This window comes from Stenotrophomonas sp. LARHCG68 (assembly GCF_052871705.1).
Genome location: NZ_JBIXJV010000001.1, coordinates 392,715 through 412,363 on the forward strand (window position 1 = coordinate 392,715; position 19,649 = coordinate 412,363).

The 19,649-nt window shown below is 67.8% G+C and carries 14 protein-coding genes; 7 read left to right on the plus strand and 7 right to left on the minus strand.

The annotated features are described in order from the left end of the window. Positions 1-163 precede the first annotated feature (163 nt). The 3 genes from ACIPR8_RS01700 to ACIPR8_RS01710 form a co-directional block, all read right to left on the minus strand. A complete protein-coding gene (locus ACIPR8_RS01700) occupies positions 164-2,467 on the minus strand; it encodes a family 20 glycosylhydrolase (RefSeq protein ID WP_446539967.1) in 2,304 nt (767 codons plus the stop codon). Between the two features lie 292 nt (positions 2,468-2,759). Beyond that, on the minus strand, positions 2,760-5,432 hold the full coding sequence (locus ACIPR8_RS01705) for a TonB-dependent receptor (protein ID WP_446539968.1): 2,673 nt from the start codon (positions 5,430-5,432) through the stop codon (positions 2,760-2,762). 92 nt (positions 5,433-5,524) lie between these two features. Then, positions 5,525-6,547: a glucokinase family protein gene (locus tag ACIPR8_RS01710; RefSeq protein ID WP_446539969.1), complete on the minus strand. Its 1,023-nt coding sequence runs from the start codon at positions 6,545-6,547 to the stop codon at positions 5,525-5,527. Positions 6,548-6,916: 369 nt separating this feature from the next. On the opposite strand from ACIPR8_RS01710, the gene ACIPR8_RS01715 reads away from it, so the two are divergent. From ACIPR8_RS01715 to ACIPR8_RS01740, 6 genes are all read left to right on the plus strand, one after another. Then, positions 6,917-8,206 (plus strand): sugar MFS transporter, encoded by a 1,290-nt coding sequence (locus ACIPR8_RS01715; RefSeq protein WP_132865648.1) that lies wholly within the window; start codon positions 6,917-6,919, stop codon positions 8,204-8,206. Positions 8,207-8,249: 43 nt separating this feature from the next. After that, positions 8,250-9,326 carry a LacI family DNA-binding transcriptional regulator gene (locus tag ACIPR8_RS01720; protein ID WP_132865647.1) on the plus strand — a complete coding sequence of 359 codons (1,077 nt, stop codon included), beginning with the start codon at positions 8,250-8,252 and terminating at the stop codon, positions 9,324-9,326. 6 nt (positions 9,327-9,332) lie between these two features. Next, positions 9,333-10,361 carry an SIS domain-containing protein gene (locus ACIPR8_RS01725; RefSeq protein ID WP_446539970.1) on the plus strand — a complete coding sequence of 343 codons (1,029 nt, stop codon included), beginning with the start codon at positions 9,333-9,335 and terminating at the stop codon, positions 10,359-10,361. Further along, positions 10,361-11,509 carry an N-acetylglucosamine-6-phosphate deacetylase gene (gene nagA / locus ACIPR8_RS01730; protein WP_446539971.1) on the plus strand — a complete coding sequence of 383 codons (1,149 nt, stop codon included), beginning with the start codon at positions 10,361-10,363 and terminating at the stop codon, positions 11,507-11,509. Before ACIPR8_RS01725 ends, nagA begins: the two co-directional genes overlap by 1 nt. Continuing rightward, positions 11,509-12,582: an acyltransferase family protein gene (locus tag ACIPR8_RS01735; RefSeq protein ID WP_446540614.1), complete on the plus strand. Its 1,074-nt coding sequence runs from the start codon at positions 11,509-11,511 to the stop codon at positions 12,580-12,582. Before nagA ends, ACIPR8_RS01735 begins: the two co-directional genes overlap by 1 nt. A gap of 175 nt (positions 12,583-12,757) precedes the next feature. Then, complete coding sequence (locus ACIPR8_RS01740; RefSeq protein WP_446539972.1) at positions 12,758-13,831, plus strand: S41 family peptidase; 1,074 nt, start codon at positions 12,758-12,760, stop codon at positions 13,829-13,831. 102 nt (positions 13,832-13,933) lie between these two features. Here the strand turns inward: ACIPR8_RS01740 and ACIPR8_RS01745 are convergent, their stop codons facing one another. Both ACIPR8_RS01745 and ACIPR8_RS01750 read right to left on the minus strand, forming a co-directional pair. Next, a complete protein-coding gene (locus tag ACIPR8_RS01745) occupies positions 13,934-15,154 on the minus strand; it encodes a multifunctional CCA addition/repair protein (protein ID WP_446539973.1) in 1,221 nt (406 codons plus the stop codon). A gap of 111 nt (positions 15,155-15,265) precedes the next feature. Next, positions 15,266-17,209, minus strand: a complete 1,944-nt coding sequence (locus tag ACIPR8_RS01750; RefSeq protein WP_446539974.1) for a transglycosylase SLT domain-containing protein — start codon at positions 17,207-17,209, stop codon at positions 15,266-15,268. A 178-nt stretch (positions 17,210-17,387) separates the two neighbouring features. Between ACIPR8_RS01750 and ACIPR8_RS01755 the strand changes: the two genes are divergently transcribed. Beyond that, on the plus strand, positions 17,388-17,798 hold the full coding sequence (locus ACIPR8_RS01755) for an ExbD/TolR family protein (RefSeq protein WP_192287665.1): 411 nt from the start codon (positions 17,388-17,390) through the stop codon (positions 17,796-17,798). 117 nt (positions 17,799-17,915) lie between these two features. On the opposite strand, the gene ACIPR8_RS01760 is transcribed toward ACIPR8_RS01755, so the two are convergent. Then, positions 17,916-18,653 (minus strand): endonuclease/exonuclease/phosphatase family protein, encoded by a 738-nt coding sequence (locus ACIPR8_RS01760; RefSeq protein WP_132866222.1) that lies wholly within the window; start codon positions 18,651-18,653, stop codon positions 17,916-17,918. Positions 18,654-18,723: 70 nt separating this feature from the next. Beyond that, on the minus strand, positions 18,724-19,527 hold the full coding sequence (locus tag ACIPR8_RS01765; RefSeq protein WP_132865640.1) for a thiol:disulfide interchange protein DsbA/DsbL: 804 nt from the start codon (positions 19,525-19,527) through the stop codon (positions 18,724-18,726). Between the last annotated feature and the right edge of the window lie 122 nt (positions 19,528-19,649).

Sequence of the window (19,649 nt, forward strand, 5' to 3'; positions counted from 1 at the left end):
GCAAGCCGTCCGGGGCCTGCAAAGCCACCCTCCGGCGGGGCATGCAGCCGCCCCGCGACAGGCACGAAGCGGCGCGCGGGTTGGTGCGGGTGGCCCTGCGAGGGCTGGAAACGCGGAAGGCCACCGCGAGCGGTGGCCTTCCAGGAGACGACGGCAGGGACGGTCAGCGGGCCGGTTCGAGCCGGATCCAGTCCAGCGTCCACATGTTCGGTCGCGTATCGCCGGTGAAGCGCACGCACAGGTCGCCGCGTGCGGCTGGCGCGGTGATCGGTGCCTCCAGTTCCAGGAAGCCGTCGGCACCGGGTTCGGCAGGCAGCGGCACCGAGGCCAGCGGCGTGCCTTCGCAGTTGGCCAGGATCTCCATCTCGCCGTACCTGCTGTGCGCCGGAGCGAACTTGCGTGCCGGTTCGTCGTGGGCCAGCTGGAAGTTGTACGGGATGCGGCCGGCACGCACCTTGATCCTGCTGATGCCGGCCAGGTTCACGTCTTCCCACAACCAGCACGGGTTGAAGATGTTGACGTTGAACACTTCGCGCTCGCCCTCGGCCGGACCGTCGTCTTCCAGGCGCAGCAGCAGCTTGCCGCCGTTCGGGCACAGGCCCAGCTGGGTGTCCTCGCGCACCCGCAGGGAGTCGGCGGTGAGCGCGAAGTTGCTGGCCGCGGCCAGTGGCAGGTCGTTGAAGAAGGCCGCCGCCTGCACCTGCACGGGAACCTTCAGCTGCAGCGGCTGGCTGTACAGCGGCGAGCGGCTGCTGACCGCGCTGCCATCGAGCGTGTAATGCACCGGGTAGCCCAGCGGATTGTCCAGGGTGACGGTGACGTTGCCGGTGGCAGCATCCCCCTTGTCGCGCAGGTCCACCTGGAACGGTGTCTGCGCGTAGGCGATGTCCATCGCACGGTAGCGCTGCAGCTGGCGCGGCAGGCGCTGGGTGAAGCCACGGAAGTCGCGCTTGTCCTGCGGGCTCCAGCCGGTCTCGGCCACCGCCGCCACGCGCGGGAACAGGTTGTGTTCCAGGTGGCGGTTGTTGCGGGTGTGCTCGACGAACATGTTCGCCTGCAGGCCCAGGATGTGCGAACGCTTGTCGGCGGCCAGTTCGGCGGGCACCGGTTCGAACGCGTAGGCCTTCTGCAGGGGGATCGTGGTCGGGCGGCCCGGCGGCTCGTTCGGCGATTCGGTCTGCAGGTAGTCCATGTACATGTGGGTGACCGGCGACATGATCACGTCGTGGCCTTCGCTGGCTGCCTTCAGGCCGCCCTCGGTGCCACGCCAGGACATCACCGTGGCTTCCGGCGGCAGGCCGCCCTCGAGGATCTCGTCCCAGCCGATCAGGCGGCGGTCGTGCTGCTCCAGGAATTTCTCCAGGCGCTTGATCATGTGGCTCTGCATTTCCATCTCGTCCTTCAGGCCGAGATGGCGCATGTGCGCCTGCACGCGCGGGGAAGCGATCCACTGGTCCTTGACCGCTTCGTCGCCGCCCACGTGCACGTACTTTGCCGGGAACATGTCGATCACTTCCAGCAGCACGTTCTCCAGGAACTGCATCGTGCTTTCTTCGGTGTTGAACAGGTTGGGGAACACGCCCCACTGGTTGTCGATGACCAGCTTCTGGTCGGTCACGCCCAGCTCCGGGTAGGCGACGATGGCCGCAGTGGCGTGGCCGGGGACGTCGATCTCCGGGATCACCTGGATATGCCGCTGCGCGGCGTAGGCGACGATCTCGCGGATCTGCTCCTGCGTGTAGAAACCACAGTAGGTGCGGGGCTGGCCGGTGGCCTCGTTGCGGCCGGCATCACCGAGCGGCACGCGGCAGCTGCCGGTTTCGGTGAGCTTCGGGTAGCGCTTGATCTCCATGCGCCAGCCCTGGTCGTCGGTCAGGTGCCAGTGGAAGGTATTGAGCTTGTGCTGGGCCATCGCATCGAGCAGCTTCTTGATCTCCTCCATGCTCTGGAAATGGCGGGCCGAATCGAGCATCAGGCCGCGCCAGACGAAGCGCGGCGCATCGGTGATGGTGGCCGCGGCGACCTCGCCGGGGGTCTGGTCGGTCAGCAGCTGGGCGGCGGTGACGGCGCCGTAGAACAGGCCGCGGTCATCGCTGGCACTGACGTCGATGCCGGTGTTGGAGACCTTGAGCGTGTAGGCCTCGGCCGGATTGGTGGCCGAAGGGTCCAGGCGGAAGCGGATCTGTGCCTTGTTGGCGTTCTCGGCCACGGCCAGCGTGGGCCCGCCGTTCTGCTTGAGCAGCTCTACGAACTGGGCGGCGACGCGGCGCGAGGCTTCGTCATTGCCGCCGACCCGGGCGGCATGCTTCAGCACGAAGTCCTTGCCGCCGTCGGCCTGGTAACTGGCGGGCAGGGGGATCAGCGACGGTGCGCCGGCGGCGGCGTGGGCCTGCACGGTGGTGAGGCCGAGCAGCATGCAACTGCCGAGCAGGGTTGCGCGGCGGCGCGCACGGAGGGACTTCGTCATCGGGGCGGAGCTCCTGTTGTAAGGCGGTGGTGCCGGGCCAGGCCCGGCAGGTAGTGCGGGATTGCGGGCAGTGCAGTGCCGGGTCATGCGCGGCACGACGAAAGCAGGATTGTGCAACGGCAACGCCGGGCCCTGCGCGGAAGGTGCCCAAGGGGAGCACGTTGCGTGACGCCCGCCATCGGCCGGCATGCCGGTGGAGGGGCGTGCCGCACTCCCAACGAAAAACGCCGGGCCCGGAGTGATCCAGGCCCGGCGCGTCACGCTGTCCGGCGATGTTGCGTGCCGGGATGGGTCAGAACTTGATGCGGGCGTTCAAGTAGTACTGGCGACCGTTGTTGTAGAACGCAACCGGAATGGCCGAGCTCTGGTAGTACTTGTAGGTCGGGTCGTTGAGGTTCAGCGCATCCAGGCTGAAGCTCAGCCAGTCGGTGGCCTTGTAGTTCAACGAGACCGACACGGTGCCGAACGAATCCTGGTAGTACGGATTCACCGAGGACAGGCCGATCAGGAACGAGGAACGGTAGGTGTAGCCGACGCGCGCACCGAAGGTGTCGTTCTCGAAGTAGGCACCGACGTTGTAGGTGTCCTTCGAGTTGCCGAGCAGGTTGTTGCTGCCGTCGGCCCAGGTGTGCGAGGTGCTGCCGTCGGAGTAGGTGTAGTTGGCATCGATGCCGAAGTACTCGCCGATCGGCTGCTGGTAAGCCACTTCCATGCCCTGCACCTGCGCGTTGGCGTTGGTCGGCAACGAGATCTCGTACTGCTCAAGCTGGTTGGTCAGCTCGCTGAACAGCATCTGCTTCTCGGTGCCGTAGGCCACGTAGTCCTTCATGTTCATCGAGAACACGCCGAACGACAGCAGGCCGCGCGGCATGAAGTACCACTCCACGTTCGCGTCGAAGTTGGTGGAGACCACCGGCTTCAGGTTCGGGTTGCCGGCCGAACCGGTCTTGTCCAGGTCCGAGCCGGAGGCCGAAGCACCCAGTGCCGAGTAGTCCGGCAGGGTCTGGGTCTGCGAAGCGGCGACGCGGAACACCAGGTTCTCGGCCAGGTCGAACTTGAAGTTGGCGCTGGGCAGCAGGCGACGGTGGGTGTTGCTGTATGCCAGCGCCTCCCACATGCCGAACAGGCTGCTCACGTCAGCGTTGGCGGCATTGCTGACCGCACGGTAGGAGTCGATGTCCTGGTTCACGCTGACGTAGCGCAGGCCGATGTTGCCGGCCCAGTTGTCGCCGGTGAAGTTGGCCTGGACGTAGGCGGCCAGGTTCTTCTCCTCGACCTTCCATTCCGAGCCGTAGTTGTGGCGGCCGGTCGGGCCGTCGTTGTTGGACAGCCAGGTGGAGTTGTTGGTGATGGCTTCCTTCAGCGCGCCCGGGGTGAAGTACCACAGGTTGCGCGGGAAGTTGCCGCCGATGCCGCTGGCGAAGCCGCTGGGGTAGTTGGCGGTGGCACCGTTCTGCAGGTCCGACCAGATGTCGCCCGGGCTGGCACCTTCCGGCGACATGGCTTCACGGCTGTGCTTGGCAAAGCGCAGGCCGAAGTCCAGCGAGCTCAGCACGCCGGTATCCATGTACTGGTTGAAGTCGAGCGTGGCCCACTTCTCCTTGTCCTCGGCCACGATCTGCTGGTTGCCCCAGGTGCCGAAGCTGGTCACGCCGGACGGGCTCAGGTCGCCGCCCAGGCTCCAGTCGGTCGGCGAGCTGTTGCCATGGGTGCTCCAGCTGGCGCCGCCGCCATTGGCCAGGGTGACCTCGGCGATGTACTGGCGGGCGGTCTTGCCTTCGCCCTTGGTGCTGCCGGCCTGGAACCTGGAGGTCAGGCTGTCGTTGATCTGCCAGTCCGCGTCGAAGGTCAGGTAGTTGGTCTTGGCCGACGACTCGCGGTAGATCATGTCGTAGACACCGTAGTTGGTGCCTGCCACGCCTGCGTAGGTGGCGTTGGTGAGCACGCCGTCCTTGACCACGTAACCGGCCTGCGGGGCCTGCGAGTTGGCGAAGTTGCCGCCCCACAGCATGAAGTTGCGGTTGTAGTTGTTGGCGTCGAGCTTGGAGCTGAAGCCGCTCACGCCCAGGGTCAGGTCATCGTTGGGCTTGAACTGGATCTCGACCAGGCCGCCCTTGCGCTCGCGGGTCTGCTCGAACAGCGTGGAGCCGAGCAGGCTCGGGGCCCACACATCGAGCAGGTCCGGATTGCTCTGGCCCAGGGCGTTGACCGTGCCATCGGCATTGCGGCCCATCTTGAACCAGCCACCCGGGAACTCCTGGGCTTCGCGGCGCAGCTCACGCTTCTGGCTGAAGCCCTGCACCATCACGCCGAAGGTGCCGTCTTCGTTCTTGTAGTTGAACAGGGCCGACAGCTGCGGGTCGGTCGATTCGGCCTGGTCCGAGCGCACCGCACCGATCGATGCTTCGGCGGTGAACTGCTTGGCGAACTGCAGCGGCTTGCGGGTGATGATGTTGACGGTGCCGGTGGTGCCACCGTCCATCAGCTTGGCCTGCGAGGACTTGTTCACTTCCACCGAGCTGACCAGCTCCGACGGCAGCAGCGAGTAGCTGACGCTGCGGCCGACGTTGCCGGCCTGGGACAGCACGAACCAGTCGGCCGAGCCGACGGTGTGGCCGTTGATCAGGGTCTGGGTCAGGCTCGGGCTGGTGCCGCGCAGGCTGACGCGGTCGGCTTCGTCGAAGCCGCCTTCGTCGGCGCTGGAGGAGCTGATGTTCACGCCCGGCAGGCGCTGCAGGGTGTCGGCGACGTTGTGCGCCGGCAGCTTGCCGACGTCTTCTGCGGTCACCACTTCAACGCGGGCATTGGCTTCGCGCTTGGTGTCCAGCGACTTTTCCATCGAGCCGCGGATGCCGGTGACGACCACGGTGTCCAGGTCGGTGGCGGTGGGGGCGGCTTCCTGCGCGTGGGCACTGAAAGCAAGGCAGCTGACGATCGCTGCCGAAAGCAGGGTCTTGCGATGCATGTTGTCTCTCCTCAACATCAGATTGGATGGCACCGGGGTGCCGCGTTACTGCTGGGTATTGCTGGTGGATCTGTTGCTTATGCTGCGAAGGCTCAGGTGGCCGACTTTTCCAGATACCAACTGGCCGCGCCGATCACGCCCAGTTGCCCGTGCTCTACCAGCTTCACGGGAATGCTTTGCAGCGCCTTGCCCATCGGCCCCTTGTTGAGGAAGCGTTCGACGAAGGTGCTGTTCAAGAGGAACTGACTGATCTTCGGCAGGATCCCGCCCGCCAGATAGATGCCGCCCTGCACGCCATAGAGCAGGGCCATGTCGCCGGTGGTGGAGCCGAGGATCCCGCAGAACAGTTCCAGGGTTTCCACCGCCAGCGGATCACTGCCGTCGCAGGCCGCGGCGCTGACCGCGTCCGGCGTGGCATGCGTGGGGGCGACGCCGCGCACCGCGCACAGGGCGGTGTAGAGGTTGAGCAGGCCCGGGCCGGACAGCGCGCCGTGCTCGATGGAGACGTGGCTGCGGCCACGCAGCATCTGCTGCAGCACCGCCATCTCCAGCTCGGTGCTGGCGGCCAGCGAGGCCTGGCCGGCCTCGGTGGCCAACACCACCGAGCGGTTGCCGACCGGGATCCACACCGCCGCGCCCAGGCCGGTGCCGGGGCCGACCACCAGGGTCGGGCCGCGCGGGGCCTCGGCCGGGCCGGTCAGCTGCAGCACCTGGCTGCCGTTGATGTGCGCGGCGGCATGGGCGACGGCTTCGAAGTCGTTGACCAGATGGACGGCGTCGAAGCCGAGGTCCTCGCGGATGCGGTTGGACGACAGCGGCCAGGGCAGGTTGGCGGAGATCACGGTGCCATCGGGCAGCGCGTAGCCGGCGGTGGCGATGACGCACTCGCAGACCGGCGGCTGGCTGCTGGCGAAGTCGGCCAGGATCGCGCCCAGCCCGGGGTAATCGGCGTTGCGGTACTTGCGATAGGACAACACCTCCACGGCCGGGCCCAGGCCGCTGCCGGCCTGGATCAGGCCCACGCGGACGTGGGTGCCGCCGACGTCGGCCGCGAAGAAGGGCCGGGGCGCGAGCGCAGGGCGGGTGCTCTGTAGCGGGGGGGCGACTGCAGTCACTCGGTTTCCCTATGGCATGGGAGCGCCCGTCGGGGGCGCCGTTCGGGGGCCGAGTCTGTAATCGTTCTGACAACGATGTCAACGAATAATTAAAACTTTCGATGCTGCGCCGCAGCGCGATTGCGCAAACCTCGCGGGAAAGCGATTTCCCGTCGTCCTCGGCGATGACATGCCGACGTATAGGGGTTTTGCGAGGGAAAGCCTGATCCCTCCGGCGTTCGCGCCGATTGCTCTCAAATGCAAGTATCGGCCGGGCGATCACGCGTTGTTGACAAATCCGTCAGCAGCAAACCATAAATGTGACAACGTTGTTCTCACGTCTTCCCGAGCGGCCCCGATCCGTATCCCGCATTCGCAGGAGCCTTGCCCATGTCTGCTGTTCCCGCCTATCCGCCGCGCACCAGCACGTTGTCGTCCATCGCCATCGTTGGCGTGCTGTTCTTCATCATCGGCTTCTGTACCTGGATCAACGGGCCGCTGATCACCTTCGTGCGGCTGGCCTTCGACGTCAGCGAGGTCTCGGCCTTCCTCGTGCTGATGGTGTTCTACCTGTCCTACTTCTTCCTGGCCCTGCCGGCCTCGTTCATCCTCAACCGCACCGGCATGAAGAAGGGCCTGGCGCTGAGCCTGGCGGTGATGGCGGTCGGTGCGATGGCCTTCGGCGAGTTCGCCACCCGCCGCTGGTTCGGCGGCGCGCTGGGCGGGCTGTTCGTGATCGGTGGCGGCATGGCGCTGCTGCAGACCGCGGTCAACCCCTACATCAGCATCCTCGGCCCGATCGAGGGGGCGGCCCAGCGCATCGCGCTGATGGGCATCTGCAACAAGATCGCCGGCATCCTCGCGCCGGTGGTGATCGGCTCGCTGGTGCTGCACGGCATCGGTGACCTGGAAGCCCAGGTGCAGGCGGCCGACGCGGCCACCAAGACCGAGCTGCTGAATGCCTTCGCCGCCAAGATCCACACCCCGTACATGGCCATCGCCGGCGTGCTGCTGCTGGTCGCCGTGGGCGTGCTGTTCTCGCCGCTGCCGGAAGTGAAGCCGGACCAGGCCAATGCCGCCGCCAATGATGGCAAGGCCGCCCGGCGCAGCATCTTCCAGTTCCCGCACCTGTGGCTGGGCGTTTTGTGCCTGTTCGTGTACGTCGGCGTGGAAGTGATGGCCGGCGACGCGATCGGCACCTACGGCAATGCCTTCGGCCTGCCGCTGGACCAGACCAAGCTGTTCACGTCCTACACCCTGTTCGCGATGCTGGTCGGCTACGTGGCCGGGCTGGTGCTGATCCCGCGCTTCATCTCGCAGGAGAAGTACCTGGCGGTGTCGGCGGTGCTGGGCGTGGTGTTCACCCTGGGCGCCTACTTCACCCACGGCTATGTCTCGGTGGGGTTCGTCGCCGCGCTGGGTTTCGCCAACGCCATGATGTGGCCGGCGATCTTCCCGCTGGCCATCCGCGGCCTGGGCCGCTTCACCCAGACCGGCTCGGCCCTGCTGGTGATGGGCATCGCCGGCGGCGCGATCATCCCGCAGGCCTTTGCCCTGCTCAAGCATGCGTACCCGGAACACTTCCAGCTGGTGTTCGCCGCGCTGATGGTCCCGTGCTACCTGTACATCCTGTTCTTCGGCACCCTGGGCCACAACGCGGGCAGGGCGCGTGGCGCGTGAATCAAGCATCATGGCGACCATCGAGCCAACGCGGGAACCGGTAATGCGCAGACCCACCATCAAGGACGTCGCCGAGCGGGCAAAGGTCTCCCTGAAGACCGTGTCGCGGGTGATCAACAACGAACCCTCGGTGATGCAGGCCACCCGGGCACGGGTGCTGCGGGCCGTGGCCGAGCTGGACTACGAGCCGGACCCGTCCGCACGCAACCTGCGCAGCAACACCACCTTCGTGATCGGGCTGGTCTACGACAACCCGAACCCGTACCACATCATCGGCGTGCAGAACGGCGTGCTCTCGGCCTGCCGTGAAACCGGCTTCGGCCTGCAGATCCACCCCTGCGATTCCACCTCGCCGATGCTGGCCGAGGAGCTGGCCGACTGGGTGCAGCGCTCGCGCCTGGCCGGACTGGTGCTGACCGCGCCGATGTCCGAGCGGCCGGAGCTGGTCGCCGCGTTGAACGCGCGCGGGATCAAGAACGTGCGCATCATCGCCGCCACCGAGGACCCGGGCGATGGCCCGTGCGTGTTCGTCGACGACCGCGACGCCGCCTACGAGATCACCGAGCACCTGATCCAGCTCGGCCACCAGCGCATCGGCTTCCTGTGGGGCGGTACCTCGCACCACTCCAGCGGCGAGCGCTACGCCGGCTACGAGGCCGCGTTGAAGGACTACGGCATCCCGCTGGACAAGCACCTGGTGATCCCGGGCGATTACACCTTCGACGATGGTTTCCGGGGGGCGCGCCGCCTGCTGGCGCTGCGCGAGCCGCCCACCGCCATCTTCGGCTCCAACGACGAGATCGCCGCCGGCGTGCTGGCCGCGGCCAATTCGGCCGGGCTCAACGTGCCGTACGACCTGTCCATCGCCGGCTTCGAGGACAGCCCGTTCTCGCGCCAGTCGTGGCCGGCGCTGACCACCGCCAAGCAGGCCACCGGCGACATCGCCCGGCATGCCGCGCGGCTGCTGATCAGCCAGTTGCGCACCGATGCCTATGACGACGCCCCGGTGCAACTGCACAACCAGGGCTTCGTGCCGCAGCTGGTGGTGCGCGGTTCCACCGCGCCGTTGCGGCAGCAGCCGGCGCGGCCCCCCTCATCCCCCCCCGACCTTTCCGAGTAACGATCCATGGCACTGCCGAGTGAGACGCAAACCCTGATGTTCAACGAGGCCGCGCAAAGCGCCTCGGTCATCGCCGCCCAGTTCGCGCGCAACCGCGAGGTGGTCCAAGCACTGGCCAACGACCTGCGGCAGAACCCGCCGCCGTTCGTGGTCACCTGCGCACGCGGCAGTTCCGATCACGCGGCAACCTATGGCAAGTACCTGTTCGAGACCCAGCTGGGCCTGGTGACGGCCTCGGCGTCGCCGTCGGTGGGCTCGGTCTACGAAGCGCCGCTGCAGGTGCGCGGCGCGCTGTACATCGTGATTTCGCAGTCGGGCAAGAGCCCGGACCTGCTGCGCAACGCCGAGGCCGCCAAGGCCGGCGGCGCGCGCGTGGTGGCGCTGGTCAACGTCGAGGATTCGCCGCTGGCGCAGCTGGCCGACACGGTGATCCCGCTGGGCGCCGGCGTCGAGCGCAGCGTCGCGGCGACCAAGAGCTACCTGGCCTCGCTGGCCGCGATCCTGCAGCTCGGCGCTTACTGGAAGAACGATCCGGCGCTGATCGCTTCGCTCGATGCCCTGCCGGCCGCCATGTCCCAGGCCTGGGAATGCGACTGGACCGCGCTGACCGATGGCCTGGTCGATGCCCACAACCTGTTCGTGCTGGGCCGCGGTCCGGGCCTGGCCGCCGCGCAGGAGGCCGCGCTCAAGTTCAAGGAAACCTGTGGCCTGCACGCCGAGGGCTACAGCTCGGCGGAAGTGAAGCACGGCCCGATGGCGCTGGTCGGCCGCGACTTCCCGGTGCTGGCCTTCGCCCAGCCGGATGAAACCGGCAGTGGCACCCGCGCCGTGGCCGAGGAGTTCGCCGCGCGTGGCGCGCAGGTGTGGCTGGCCGGTGAAGGCGGCAGCCTGCCGACCGTGGTCGCGCCGCACCCGCTGTGTGCGCCGCTGCTCACCATCCAGAGCTTCTACCGGGCCATCAACGCGCTGGCCCTGCGCCGTGGCCACAATCCGGATTTGCCGCCGCACCTGAACAAGGTCACGGAAACGGTCTGATGAACACCGTACTGCGCAACGGCCGGATCCTTGCCGGCGAGGACTTCCGCGACGATGTCGCGGTGGTGGTGGAGGACGGCCGCATCGTCGCGGTGCTCGCCGATGACGACGCGTCGCTGCAGGCGGCCGATGCCCAGGTCGATCTGGGCGGTGGCTGGCTGATGCCGGGCTTCATCGACGTGCAGGTCAACGGCGGCGGTGGCGCGCTGTTCAACAACCAGACTGATGTCGATGCGCTGCGCACGATGATGGCCGGCCACCGCCGGTTCGGCACCACCGGCATGCTGCCGACGCTGATCAGCGACGACGCCGAGGTGATGGCGCGCGCGGTGCAGGCCACCCATGATGCCATCGCCGCCAGGGTGCCCGGCGTGCTTGGCATCCACCTGGAAGGCCCGTACATCGCGCCGGCCCGCAAGGGCACGCACGATGCCGGCAAGTTCCGCGTGCCCGATGCCGATGAAGTGCGCATGGCCACCGCGCTGGACAACGGCGTCACCCTGATCACGCTGGCACCCGAACGCGTGCCGGTGGAAACCATCGTGCAGATGGTGGCCAACGGCGCCATCGTCGCGGCCGGCCACACCGCGGCGACCTACGAGGAAATCCGCGCCGGGCTGGATGCCGGTGTCAGCGGCTTCACGCACCTGTACAACGCGATGTCGCCGTTGCAGGGGCGTGACCCCGGCACCGTCGGTGCCGCGCTGGAGGACCCCCACAGCTGGTGTGGCGTGATCGTCGACGGCGTGCACGTGCACCCGGCCAGCCTGCGCGTGGCCTTGGCGGCCAAGCCGCGCGGCAAGGTGTTCCTGGTGACCGATGCGATGCCGATGGTCGGCTCGGACAGCCCGGCCTTCGAGCTGTACGGGGAGGTGATCACCGCCGTCGATGGCGTGGTGCGCAATGCCGCCGGCTCGCTGGCGGGCTCGGCATTGGACATGGCCACGGCCGTGCGCAACACCGTGCAGTTGCTGGGCCTGCCGCTGGCAGAAGCCTCGCGCATGGCTTCGACCTACCCGGCCCGGTTCATTGGCCTGGGCGAGCGGTACGGGCATATCGCCGCCGGCTACGCGGCGGACTTCGTGTTGCTGGATGAGGCCCTGCAGGTGCGGGCCACCTGGATTGCCGGTCAACCCGAACAGGCCTGATCGCCATGAGCAAACCCCTGCGTTATGCCTCGGTGGACGCCCTGCGTGGCCTCACCGTGGCCGCGATGCTGCTGGTCAACAACCCCGGCAGCTGGGGGCATGTGTTCGCGCCGCTGCTGCATTCGGAGTGGAACGGCTGCACGCCGACCGACCTGGTGTTCCCGTTCTTCCTGGTGATCGTCGGCGTGTCGATCGCGCTGGGCGTGGTGCCACGGGTGGAGCAGGGCGCCGACCGCGCGGCGCTGAGCCGCACGGTGCTGGTGCGCGCACTGCGCATCCTTGGCCTGGGCCTGCTGCTGCACCTGCTGGCCTGGTGGTGGCTGGACCTGGCCCACTACCGGCCGTGGGGCGTGCTGCAGCGGATCGGCATCTGTTTCGCGGTGGCGGGCATGGCCGCGATCTGGCTGCGACCGCGCGCCCAGTGGCTGTGCCTGTTCGGCCTGCTGGCGGGCTACGCGCTGTTGCTGGCCGCGGGCGGTTCATTGGCGCCCTGGCTCAACCTGCCCAGCCGCGTGGACACCGCGCTGTTCGGTTCGCTGCTGTACCAATACGACCCGGTCACCGGTCACGGCCATGATCCCGAGGGCTTGATGTCGACATTGGGCGCACTGGCATCGACGCTGATCGGCCTGCAGGCCGGTGCGTTGCTGCGTACACGCCCCTCGCGTCTGCTGCCGGGTGCGGGCGTGCTGTTGGCGCTGGGCGCGGTGTGGTCGATGTGGCTGCCGTTCAACAAGAACCTGTGGACACCCTCCTACGTGCTGTGGACCGCGGGCTGGGCGTTCGCGGCATTGTGGCTGGCGCACGTGCTGATCGATATCCGCCATTGGCCTGCGCTGGGCCGACGCTTCGGCGTCAACGCGATCACCGCCTACGCCGGCTCCTCGGCGATGGTGCTGGCGATGATGGCCACCGGTAGCTGGGGCTGGCTGTACACGCACGTATTCGAGCGCTGGATCACGCCGCTGGCCGGCGCGCAGGGCGCGTCGCTGGCGATGGCATTGGCGTTCGTCGCGTTGTGGTGGCTGCCAATGGCATGGATGGACCGGCGGAAGATCTATCTGAAGATCTGAGCGATGGCATTGCCTGGGTACTCCCGATCATTCAGGGACTACCGCGGATGATGGGATGGCGCGCGTCACAGCTTGGCGCGTCGCCGCCGCCGCTGGGCATTTTTCCCATGGGCGGCTTGCCGGACACCTGCCGGGCTCCTAGGCTTGGCCGAGGCTTGATCCAGGGAGCGGGGCAATGCGGAAGATGATCAAGGAAGCAGCGTTGGTTGCGCTGGTCGGCACGATGGTGGCGGGCGGGGCAATGGCGCAGGCCCCCACGCCTGCCGCGCAGCAACAGATGCTGGGATTGCTGGAGCGTGGCGTGTTGTATCGGGACAAGGTCGATTGGGCCAAGCTGCGCGCGGATCTGGCAGCGACCTCGGACCCCAGTCGCCAGGAGGACTTGCTGGCCGATGCGATCAGGCGTTCCTCCGCGGGGCATGGCAAGTGGATATCGGTGGAGCGGCAGGCTGCGATGAGGACGCCGCAGGGCAGTACCATTGACGCGACGAAGAGCGCGTCCGCAGCACTGCCGGCGGCAGCGGCGCAGATGCAGAACCCCCGATTGGGCCGGGTCAACGTTGGCCCCTACGCTACCGATCGCTCCCTTCCACGGGCCGACCGGTTCGCCCGTGATCGCCAATGGGCGCAGGGCCTGCAGGCGGAGATCCGCTCGCAGGACGATGGCAGCCGTTGTGGCTGGATCGTCGATCTGCGCGGTAACACGGGCGGCAACATGTGGCCGATGCTGCTCGGCGTTGGTCCGCTGTTGCACGGCGGCGGCGATCCCGGGCAGCAGGTTGGCACGTTTGATACCGGTGACGGCCTGCAGGCCTGGGGCTATCGAAACGATGCGGTCTGGAACGATGACCAGGTGCGTATCAGCCTGGGCGCAAGCGCCTATGTGCTCAAGCATCCGGATGCACCGGTAGCGGTGCTGCAGTCCGAGCGCACCGCCAGTTCCGGGGAAGCGATCGTGCTGGCATTCCGTGGCCGCCCGGACACTCGCAGTTTCGGGCATCCCACGGCCGGCTATTCAACCGGCAACAGTCCGGTGCAGTTGGTCGATGGCAGCCTGCTGCTGCTCACCGGCTCGGTGATGAAGGACCGCAACAGCGTGGGCGATGGCTCGCGCATCCCGCCGGATGTGGTGGCGGATGATGCCGAGACCTTGCGGTTGGCCGAGCACTGGCTCTTGCAGCAGCCGGCATGCGGGGAGACGTCGGCAGGTTCGGTGGCGGTGGAGCCGTACGGTAACGGTTCGCATTGAGTTCGTCCGTCGCGGTCCCGCAGCTTGCAGGGAGTGCCGCTGCGTCCACGATTCTTGTTCGCATTGGCGGGCACCGGTAAAGGCAGTGCCTCGGGCCGTGCGTCAGCGAGCGTTGTGGATCGCGGCGACCCGCGCCTTGTTCAATGCTTCACCGATCGCCGGGCCCTGCAGGCCTGCGGTGGCGATGTCGCGGGCGTTGATCGCCAGTGCGGCGGCGTGCAGGCGCTGCAGCGCCTGGCCCTGCGGATAGCCGCTGTCCTCGAAGCCGAGGCGGCCCCGCTTGTCGCATTCACAGGCCAGTGCGATCTGTGCGATCCGCTCGGGGCGGCGGAAGCCGTCGCAGCGCTGGATCAGCTCGAGCACGGTGGCGTCGCGCAGTTCGTCGATGCGGTGCACGTTGAGGTGCTCGCGGCACACCGCTTCGGCGAGTTGGCGATGATCGGTCGGGACCTTCAGGCGCTCGCACAGCGCCGCCAACGGCTTGAGCCCGCGTTGCTCATGCATGACGTGGCGCGGCAGCGCATCGTGTGGCGTCAGGGCCTTGCCCAGGTCATGGGTGAGCGCGGCGAAGCCGATCAGGTCGTCGCCCGGCGCCAGCCGCGCGGCCATGTCGCTGACCATTTCCTGGTGGATGCCGGTGTCCACCTCCGGGTGGAATTCGGCGCGCTGCGGCACGCCGTACAGCGCATCGAGTTCGGGCAGGATCGCCTTCAGTGCGCCGGTATCGTGCAGGCAGCGCAGGAACGCGGAGGGCCGTGGCAGGGCCAGGGTGCGGCGCAGCTCCTGCCAGATGCGCTCGGGCACCAGCGCGTCGAGTTCGCCGCTGGCGGCCATCTGCCGCATCAGTTCGGCGGTTTCCGGTGCAAGGCTGAAACCCAGCGGGGCGAAGCGGGCCATGAAGCGGGCCGCGCGCAGCACCCGCAGCGGATCTTCGATGAAGGCCGGGCCGACGTGGCGCAGCACGCGCCGCTCGATGTCGCGCACGCCACCCCAGGGGTCGACCAGCTCACCGGTGGTCTCGTCGCGGGCGATGGCGTTGATGGTGAAGTCGCGGCGTTGCAGGTCTTCTTCCAGCGTCACCGACGGGTCGGCGTCGACCACGAAGCCACGGTAGCCGCGCCCGGATTTGCGTTCGGTACGTGCCAACGCGTATTCCTCGCCGCTGTCCGGGTGCAGGAACACCGGGAAATCCTTGCCCACGGCCTTGAAGCCGCGCGCTTCCATGTCCGATTGCGTGGCACCGACCACCACCCAGTCACGGTCACCGGCCGGCTGGCCGAGCAGTGCGTCGCGGACCGCGCCGCCTACAAGATAGATCTTCATGCCGACATGATGCGGCGCAGGGCGCGTCAACGGTAGTGCCGGGCCGTGCCCGGCAGGACTCCAGGGCAACGCTTCAGCGCCGCATGGCTGCGCTTGGCCATGCGGCGTTGGTCAGGGCGTGGGGCAGGTGAATGTCTTGCGTGCCCCGTCGACCTTGCCGACCATGCGGTCGCTCAGGGTCAACGCGTTGCCGTTGAGGCGCCAGTCGTAGATGACGCTGAAGGCCAGGACGCGCGCCACGTACTCGCGGGTTTCCTTGTAGCTGATCGTCTCGATCCAGAAATCCGGGTCGTAGTTGGGGCGCTGGGTCTGCCAACGCGCGGTCGGGGTGGGGCCGGCGTTGTAGGCGGCGATGGTGACGTACGGCTGGCCGCCGTACTTGTCCATCAACTGGCGCAGATAGGCGGTGCCCAGGGTGATGTTGGTGTCCGAGTCGTACAGGCTGGCCGCACCGCCGTAGCCGCTCAGGCCAATGCTCTTGGCGACGCTGGCACCGGTGGCCGGCAGCACCTGCATCAGGCCCATGGCATTGGCCGGCGAGCGGGCCTTCGGGTTGAAGATGCTCTCGGCACGGATCTCGGCGGCCACCCAGGCCGGGTCCAGCGCATTGCGACTGGCTTCGCGGCGGATGGTGTCGTCGTGGTGCAGCGGGAAGCGCAGCGTGTACAGGCGCTGTTCCTGCGCGCCCTTGAGCGCGAACACGGCGCGGTCGAACCAGCCGTTGGTGCTGGCCACTTCCACGGCCAGGCGGCGCTGGGTGTCATCGAAGCGGGTCAGCGCGTCGGCCCACTCGCGCGCGGCCCAGGTTGGGCGTTCGATCTTGAACAGTTCGATCGCACGGACCAGTGCCGGGTCCCGTGCCACCGTTGCCTTGGCCTGGGCGCTGTCGCCGGGGTTCCACGGGCACAGCGCATAGGGTTGCTTGAGCTTGTCGGCGGCCAGGAAGCCGTGGAACGTCGGTTCGGTGGCGGCGGCACGGTACAGCGCGGTGGCTTCGCCGGGACGGCCGGTCTTCTCCAGCAGCCGGCCCTCGAACCAGCGCCAGCGCGAATCATTGCGCTGCGTCGCCGGCATCCTGCGGATGGCTGCCAATGCCGCCGGCCAGTCGCCGCGGGCCATGGCTTCGCGGGTGCGCCATTCGTGCAGGCGTTCGTCGTAGGCCGATTCGGGCACCGCAGCCAGCCGGCGTGCCGAATCCGGCAGGTAGGAGGCCACCGTCCACAGTGCGATCTCATACAGCACCTGGCCCTGCTGTTCGGCGCTCAATCCCAGCGCCTGCGCGTACTGTGGCAACTGCTGCTCGGCGGCGCCGGGGTCGGCCTTGGCCAGCCGCTGCAGGCCGTCGGTGGCGATGCGGCGGCTGCGCTCGTTCTTCGGCCAGTTCAGTGCACGGGCGTCGGGCTTGTCGACGAAGGCGGCGTAGTCATTGGCCTGGGCCAATTCGGTGGCCGGCAGACCACGTGCGGCGGCGCGCATCACCGCCGGTTGCTGGGCATCGGCGGCCGCATCGATGCGTTCCCAACGCAGCGCCGGTGACAGGCCGCCGCGGCTGGCGAGCACCGCGAACACCGGGTCGCAGGCATCGGGCAGCGACTTGCCGCTGCTGCGCCACAACGCCTGCGCATCGCTGGTCCATTGTGCGTCGGTCTTGCCGGTGGCCTGGCGGGCGTTGAGTTCGGCGCATCGCAGGCCGGCATCGTTGCCGGGTTTCCAGTTGGCCAGCAGGGTCGGCCAATCCTGGCGGCGCGCCAGCGCCGGCAGCCAGGCGGCACGGAAGGTCTCGGCCACCGCCTGGCCCTGGTAGCGCTTGAGGAAGTCCTGCGCCTGCGGCGTGCCCAAGGTGTCGATGTTGCGACGCAGGGCGCTGTACTCCAGCCAGCCGTACAGCGGGTGATTGCGCAGGCTGGCGGCGGCATTGGCATCGAACTGGCCGCGTTCGGCGTTGTCGATGGCGCTGCGCATCGTCGCGCGCTGGGCATCAAGGTTCTGTGCGCAGGCGGCAAAGCCGGTCAGCAGGGAAAGGGCGGCCAGTGGCGTCAGGAAAAAATGCTTCATGGCCGAAGGATACCGACCGCGGCGTCAACGACCGAGCGACATTCCAACTGGTGGATGAATGGAACCGGCCTCCTCACGCCAACGCGGGCTGAACGGGCATGCCAACCGCGATGGCATTGCTCCGGCAGCGGCGTAGCGTTGGATCCGAGGCAACCGGCCTCGCCCCGGGGAACTGGACATGGCATTCAGTGCGGCAGGCAATTCCGGACGTCCGTTGGCCGACATCAACGTCACCCCGCTGGTGGACGTGATGCTGGTGTTGTTGATCATTTTCATCGTCACCGCGCCGATGGTGGCCGTTCCCATCCCGGTCGACCTGCCGCAGCGCAGCGAGCGGTGGGTCCCGCGTCCGGATCCACCGCCGCCGATCGAGCTGCGCGTGGATGCCGGCAACCAGTTGTTCTGGAACGGGCAGCCGATCGGCCGCGCCACGCTGCAGGCGCAACTGCAGGAACAGGCGCAGGCGCATGCCGGCAACCTGCCGGAGCTGCGGATCGACGCTTCGCCCGACGCGCAGTACGAGGTGATGGCGCAGGTGCTGGCCGATGCCAGCAACGCGCACATGCAGCGGATCAGCTTCGTGCGCTGAGCAGGAGGGGGGCGCACGCTGACAGGCCCGCCGAAGCCGGCGGGAACCGCCATGAAATGACGAAGGCCGGCAATGCCGGCCTTCGTTTCGTTCGTTTCGTTGCCGCGTTGCCTGGCCTCAGCGCAGGCTCTCGCCCGGGACCTGGACTTCCATTTCCACCGCCAGGTGGTCCGAGTGCGCCGCAGCGACCGCGCGGGTGTCGACCATCTTCAGGTTGTCGGTGAGCAGGATGTGGTCGATGGCGCGGTCCGGCCCCCAGCTCGGGAAGGTCAGCACGTTGCAGCTGGGCGGCTGCAAGCGGGTCTTGTGGTACAGCACGCGCATCTCGGGCCGGTCGGCCATGCAGTTGAAATCGCCCATCAGCACGGCATTGGGCAGGTCGGACAGCAGGTCGGAGATGAAGTCCAGCTGCGACAGGCGCGAGGCCATGCCCAGCGACAGGTGCGCCACCGCCACGGTCAGGCCCTGGTCGCCATCGCCGAAGCGGGCGACCAGCACGCCGCGCCCGCCGAGGCGGCCGGGCAGGGCATGGTCCTGCACTTCGACCGGCTCCAGCCGGCTGAGCAGTCCATTGGCGCTGGAAGCGACGCCGCCCATGCGCCGGTTCGGCTGGTGGCTCCAGTAATTGAAGCCGGCCCGCTCGGCCAGGTAATGGGTCTGGTTGGTGAAGCCCGAGCGCAGGCTGCCGGGGTCGGCTTCCTGCAGGCCCACGATGTCGCGGCCACTGGCCAGCTTGGCGATGGCGTCCAGGCTGGAGCGCTTCTGTCCGGCGGGCAGGGCGTGGGACCAACTGCGGGTGACGTAGTCGCTGTAGCGGCGGGTACTGGAGCCGGCCTGGATGTTGGCCGTCAGCAACCGCAATGTCTGGGTCTGGGATTTCACGACGTGCAAAACCAAGGGCCCCGTTTCCGAGGCCCTGGTGTCCTTACTGGGCGTTGGCGGCGCGTTCGCGCGCGATCAGGTGGTCGGCGATGCGGAGCATGTCTTCATAGCTCTTGCCCTTGACCAGGTACTTGCCGTTGACGATCAGCGACGGGGTGCCGCTGATCTTGCTGCGCTGGGCGAACTGCTTGGCACGGTTGACCTTGGCGGCCACCGAGAAGCTGGCCATGGTGTCGGTGAAGGTCTTCGGCTGCACGCCGTACTTGGCGTAGAAGTTGGCGATGTCTTCCGGGGTGTCCATGCCGCGCTCGCCCTTCAGGGTCTGCTCGATGTGGATGGCCGAGTACAGCGCGTCATGGGTCTTTTCCTGCACGCCCAGGGTTTCGGCGGCATAGAAGGCGCGGGCGTAGTTGTCCCACATGCTGCCGAAGGCGGCCGGGACATAGACGAAGTTCACGTCAGCCGGCAGGCCGGCCTTCCAGGAGTTCACCAGCGGTTGGAAGCGGGCGCAGGCCGGGCAGACGTAGCCGAAGATCTCGGTCACCTCGACCTTGCCGGTGGCCGGCTGGAACGGCTGGCCGCCTTCGATGGCGACGTAGTCGGTGCCTGCCACCGGTTCGGGGCCGACCGGACGCGCCGGTGCCGGCACCGGGGTGTTGGCGGCAGCGTCGGCCGGGGCGGCCTCGCTGGCCGGAGCGGCTTCGGTGGCGGCCGGGGCCGCTTCCGGGGTGGTCTGGGCTGCCGGAGTGGTGGCCGGGGCGGTGGTGTCGGCGGTGCCGTCCTGGGCCTTGCAGGCAACCATCAACGGAAGCAGGGCCGTCAGGGCCAGGGCGAAGCGGATCTTCATCGGGTGGGATCTCCAGCGGGATTCTTGGATGCATTCAGGCCGCAGTGTCGCGGCCGGCGCTCGCATGATGCCATTATCGACAGGCTTGGCTGAACCGGCAGATCGGCCCAGCCATGGATCGC

Excerpts from the sequence above, each read along its gene's own strand:
- ACIPR8_RS01700 (WP_446539967.1), bottom strand. The coding sequence starts at position 2,467 with ATGACGAAGTCCCTCCGTGCGCGCCGCCGCGCAACCCTGCTCGGCAGT.
- ACIPR8_RS01705 (WP_446539968.1), bottom strand. The coding sequence starts at position 5,432 with ATGCATCGCAAGACCCTGCTTTCGGCAGCGATCGTCAGCTGCCTTGCT.
- ACIPR8_RS01715 (WP_132865648.1), top strand. The coding sequence starts at position 6,917 with ATGTCTGCTGTTCCCGCCTATCCGCCGCGCACCAGCACGTTGTCGTCC.
- ACIPR8_RS01720 (WP_132865647.1), top strand. The coding sequence starts at position 8,250 with ATGCGCAGACCCACCATCAAGGACGTCGCCGAGCGGGCAAAGGTCTCC.
- ACIPR8_RS01725 (WP_446539970.1), top strand. The coding sequence starts at position 9,333 with ATGGCACTGCCGAGTGAGACGCAAACCCTGATGTTCAACGAGGCCGCG.
- nagA (WP_446539971.1), top strand. The coding sequence starts at position 10,361 with ATGAACACCGTACTGCGCAACGGCCGGATCCTTGCCGGCGAGGACTTC.
- ACIPR8_RS01740 (WP_446539972.1), top strand. The coding sequence starts at position 12,758 with ATGCGGAAGATGATCAAGGAAGCAGCGTTGGTTGCGCTGGTCGGCACG.
- ACIPR8_RS01745 (WP_446539973.1), bottom strand. The coding sequence starts at position 15,154 with ATGAAGATCTATCTTGTAGGCGGCGCGGTCCGCGACGCACTGCTCGGC.
- ACIPR8_RS01750 (WP_446539974.1), bottom strand. The coding sequence starts at position 17,209 with ATGAAGCATTTTTTCCTGACGCCACTGGCCGCCCTTTCCCTGCTGACC.
- ACIPR8_RS01755 (WP_192287665.1), top strand. The coding sequence starts at position 17,388 with ATGGCATTCAGTGCGGCAGGCAATTCCGGACGTCCGTTGGCCGACATC.
- ACIPR8_RS01765 (WP_132865640.1), bottom strand. The coding sequence starts at position 19,527 with ATGAAGATCCGCTTCGCCCTGGCCCTGACGGCCCTGCTTCCGTTGATG.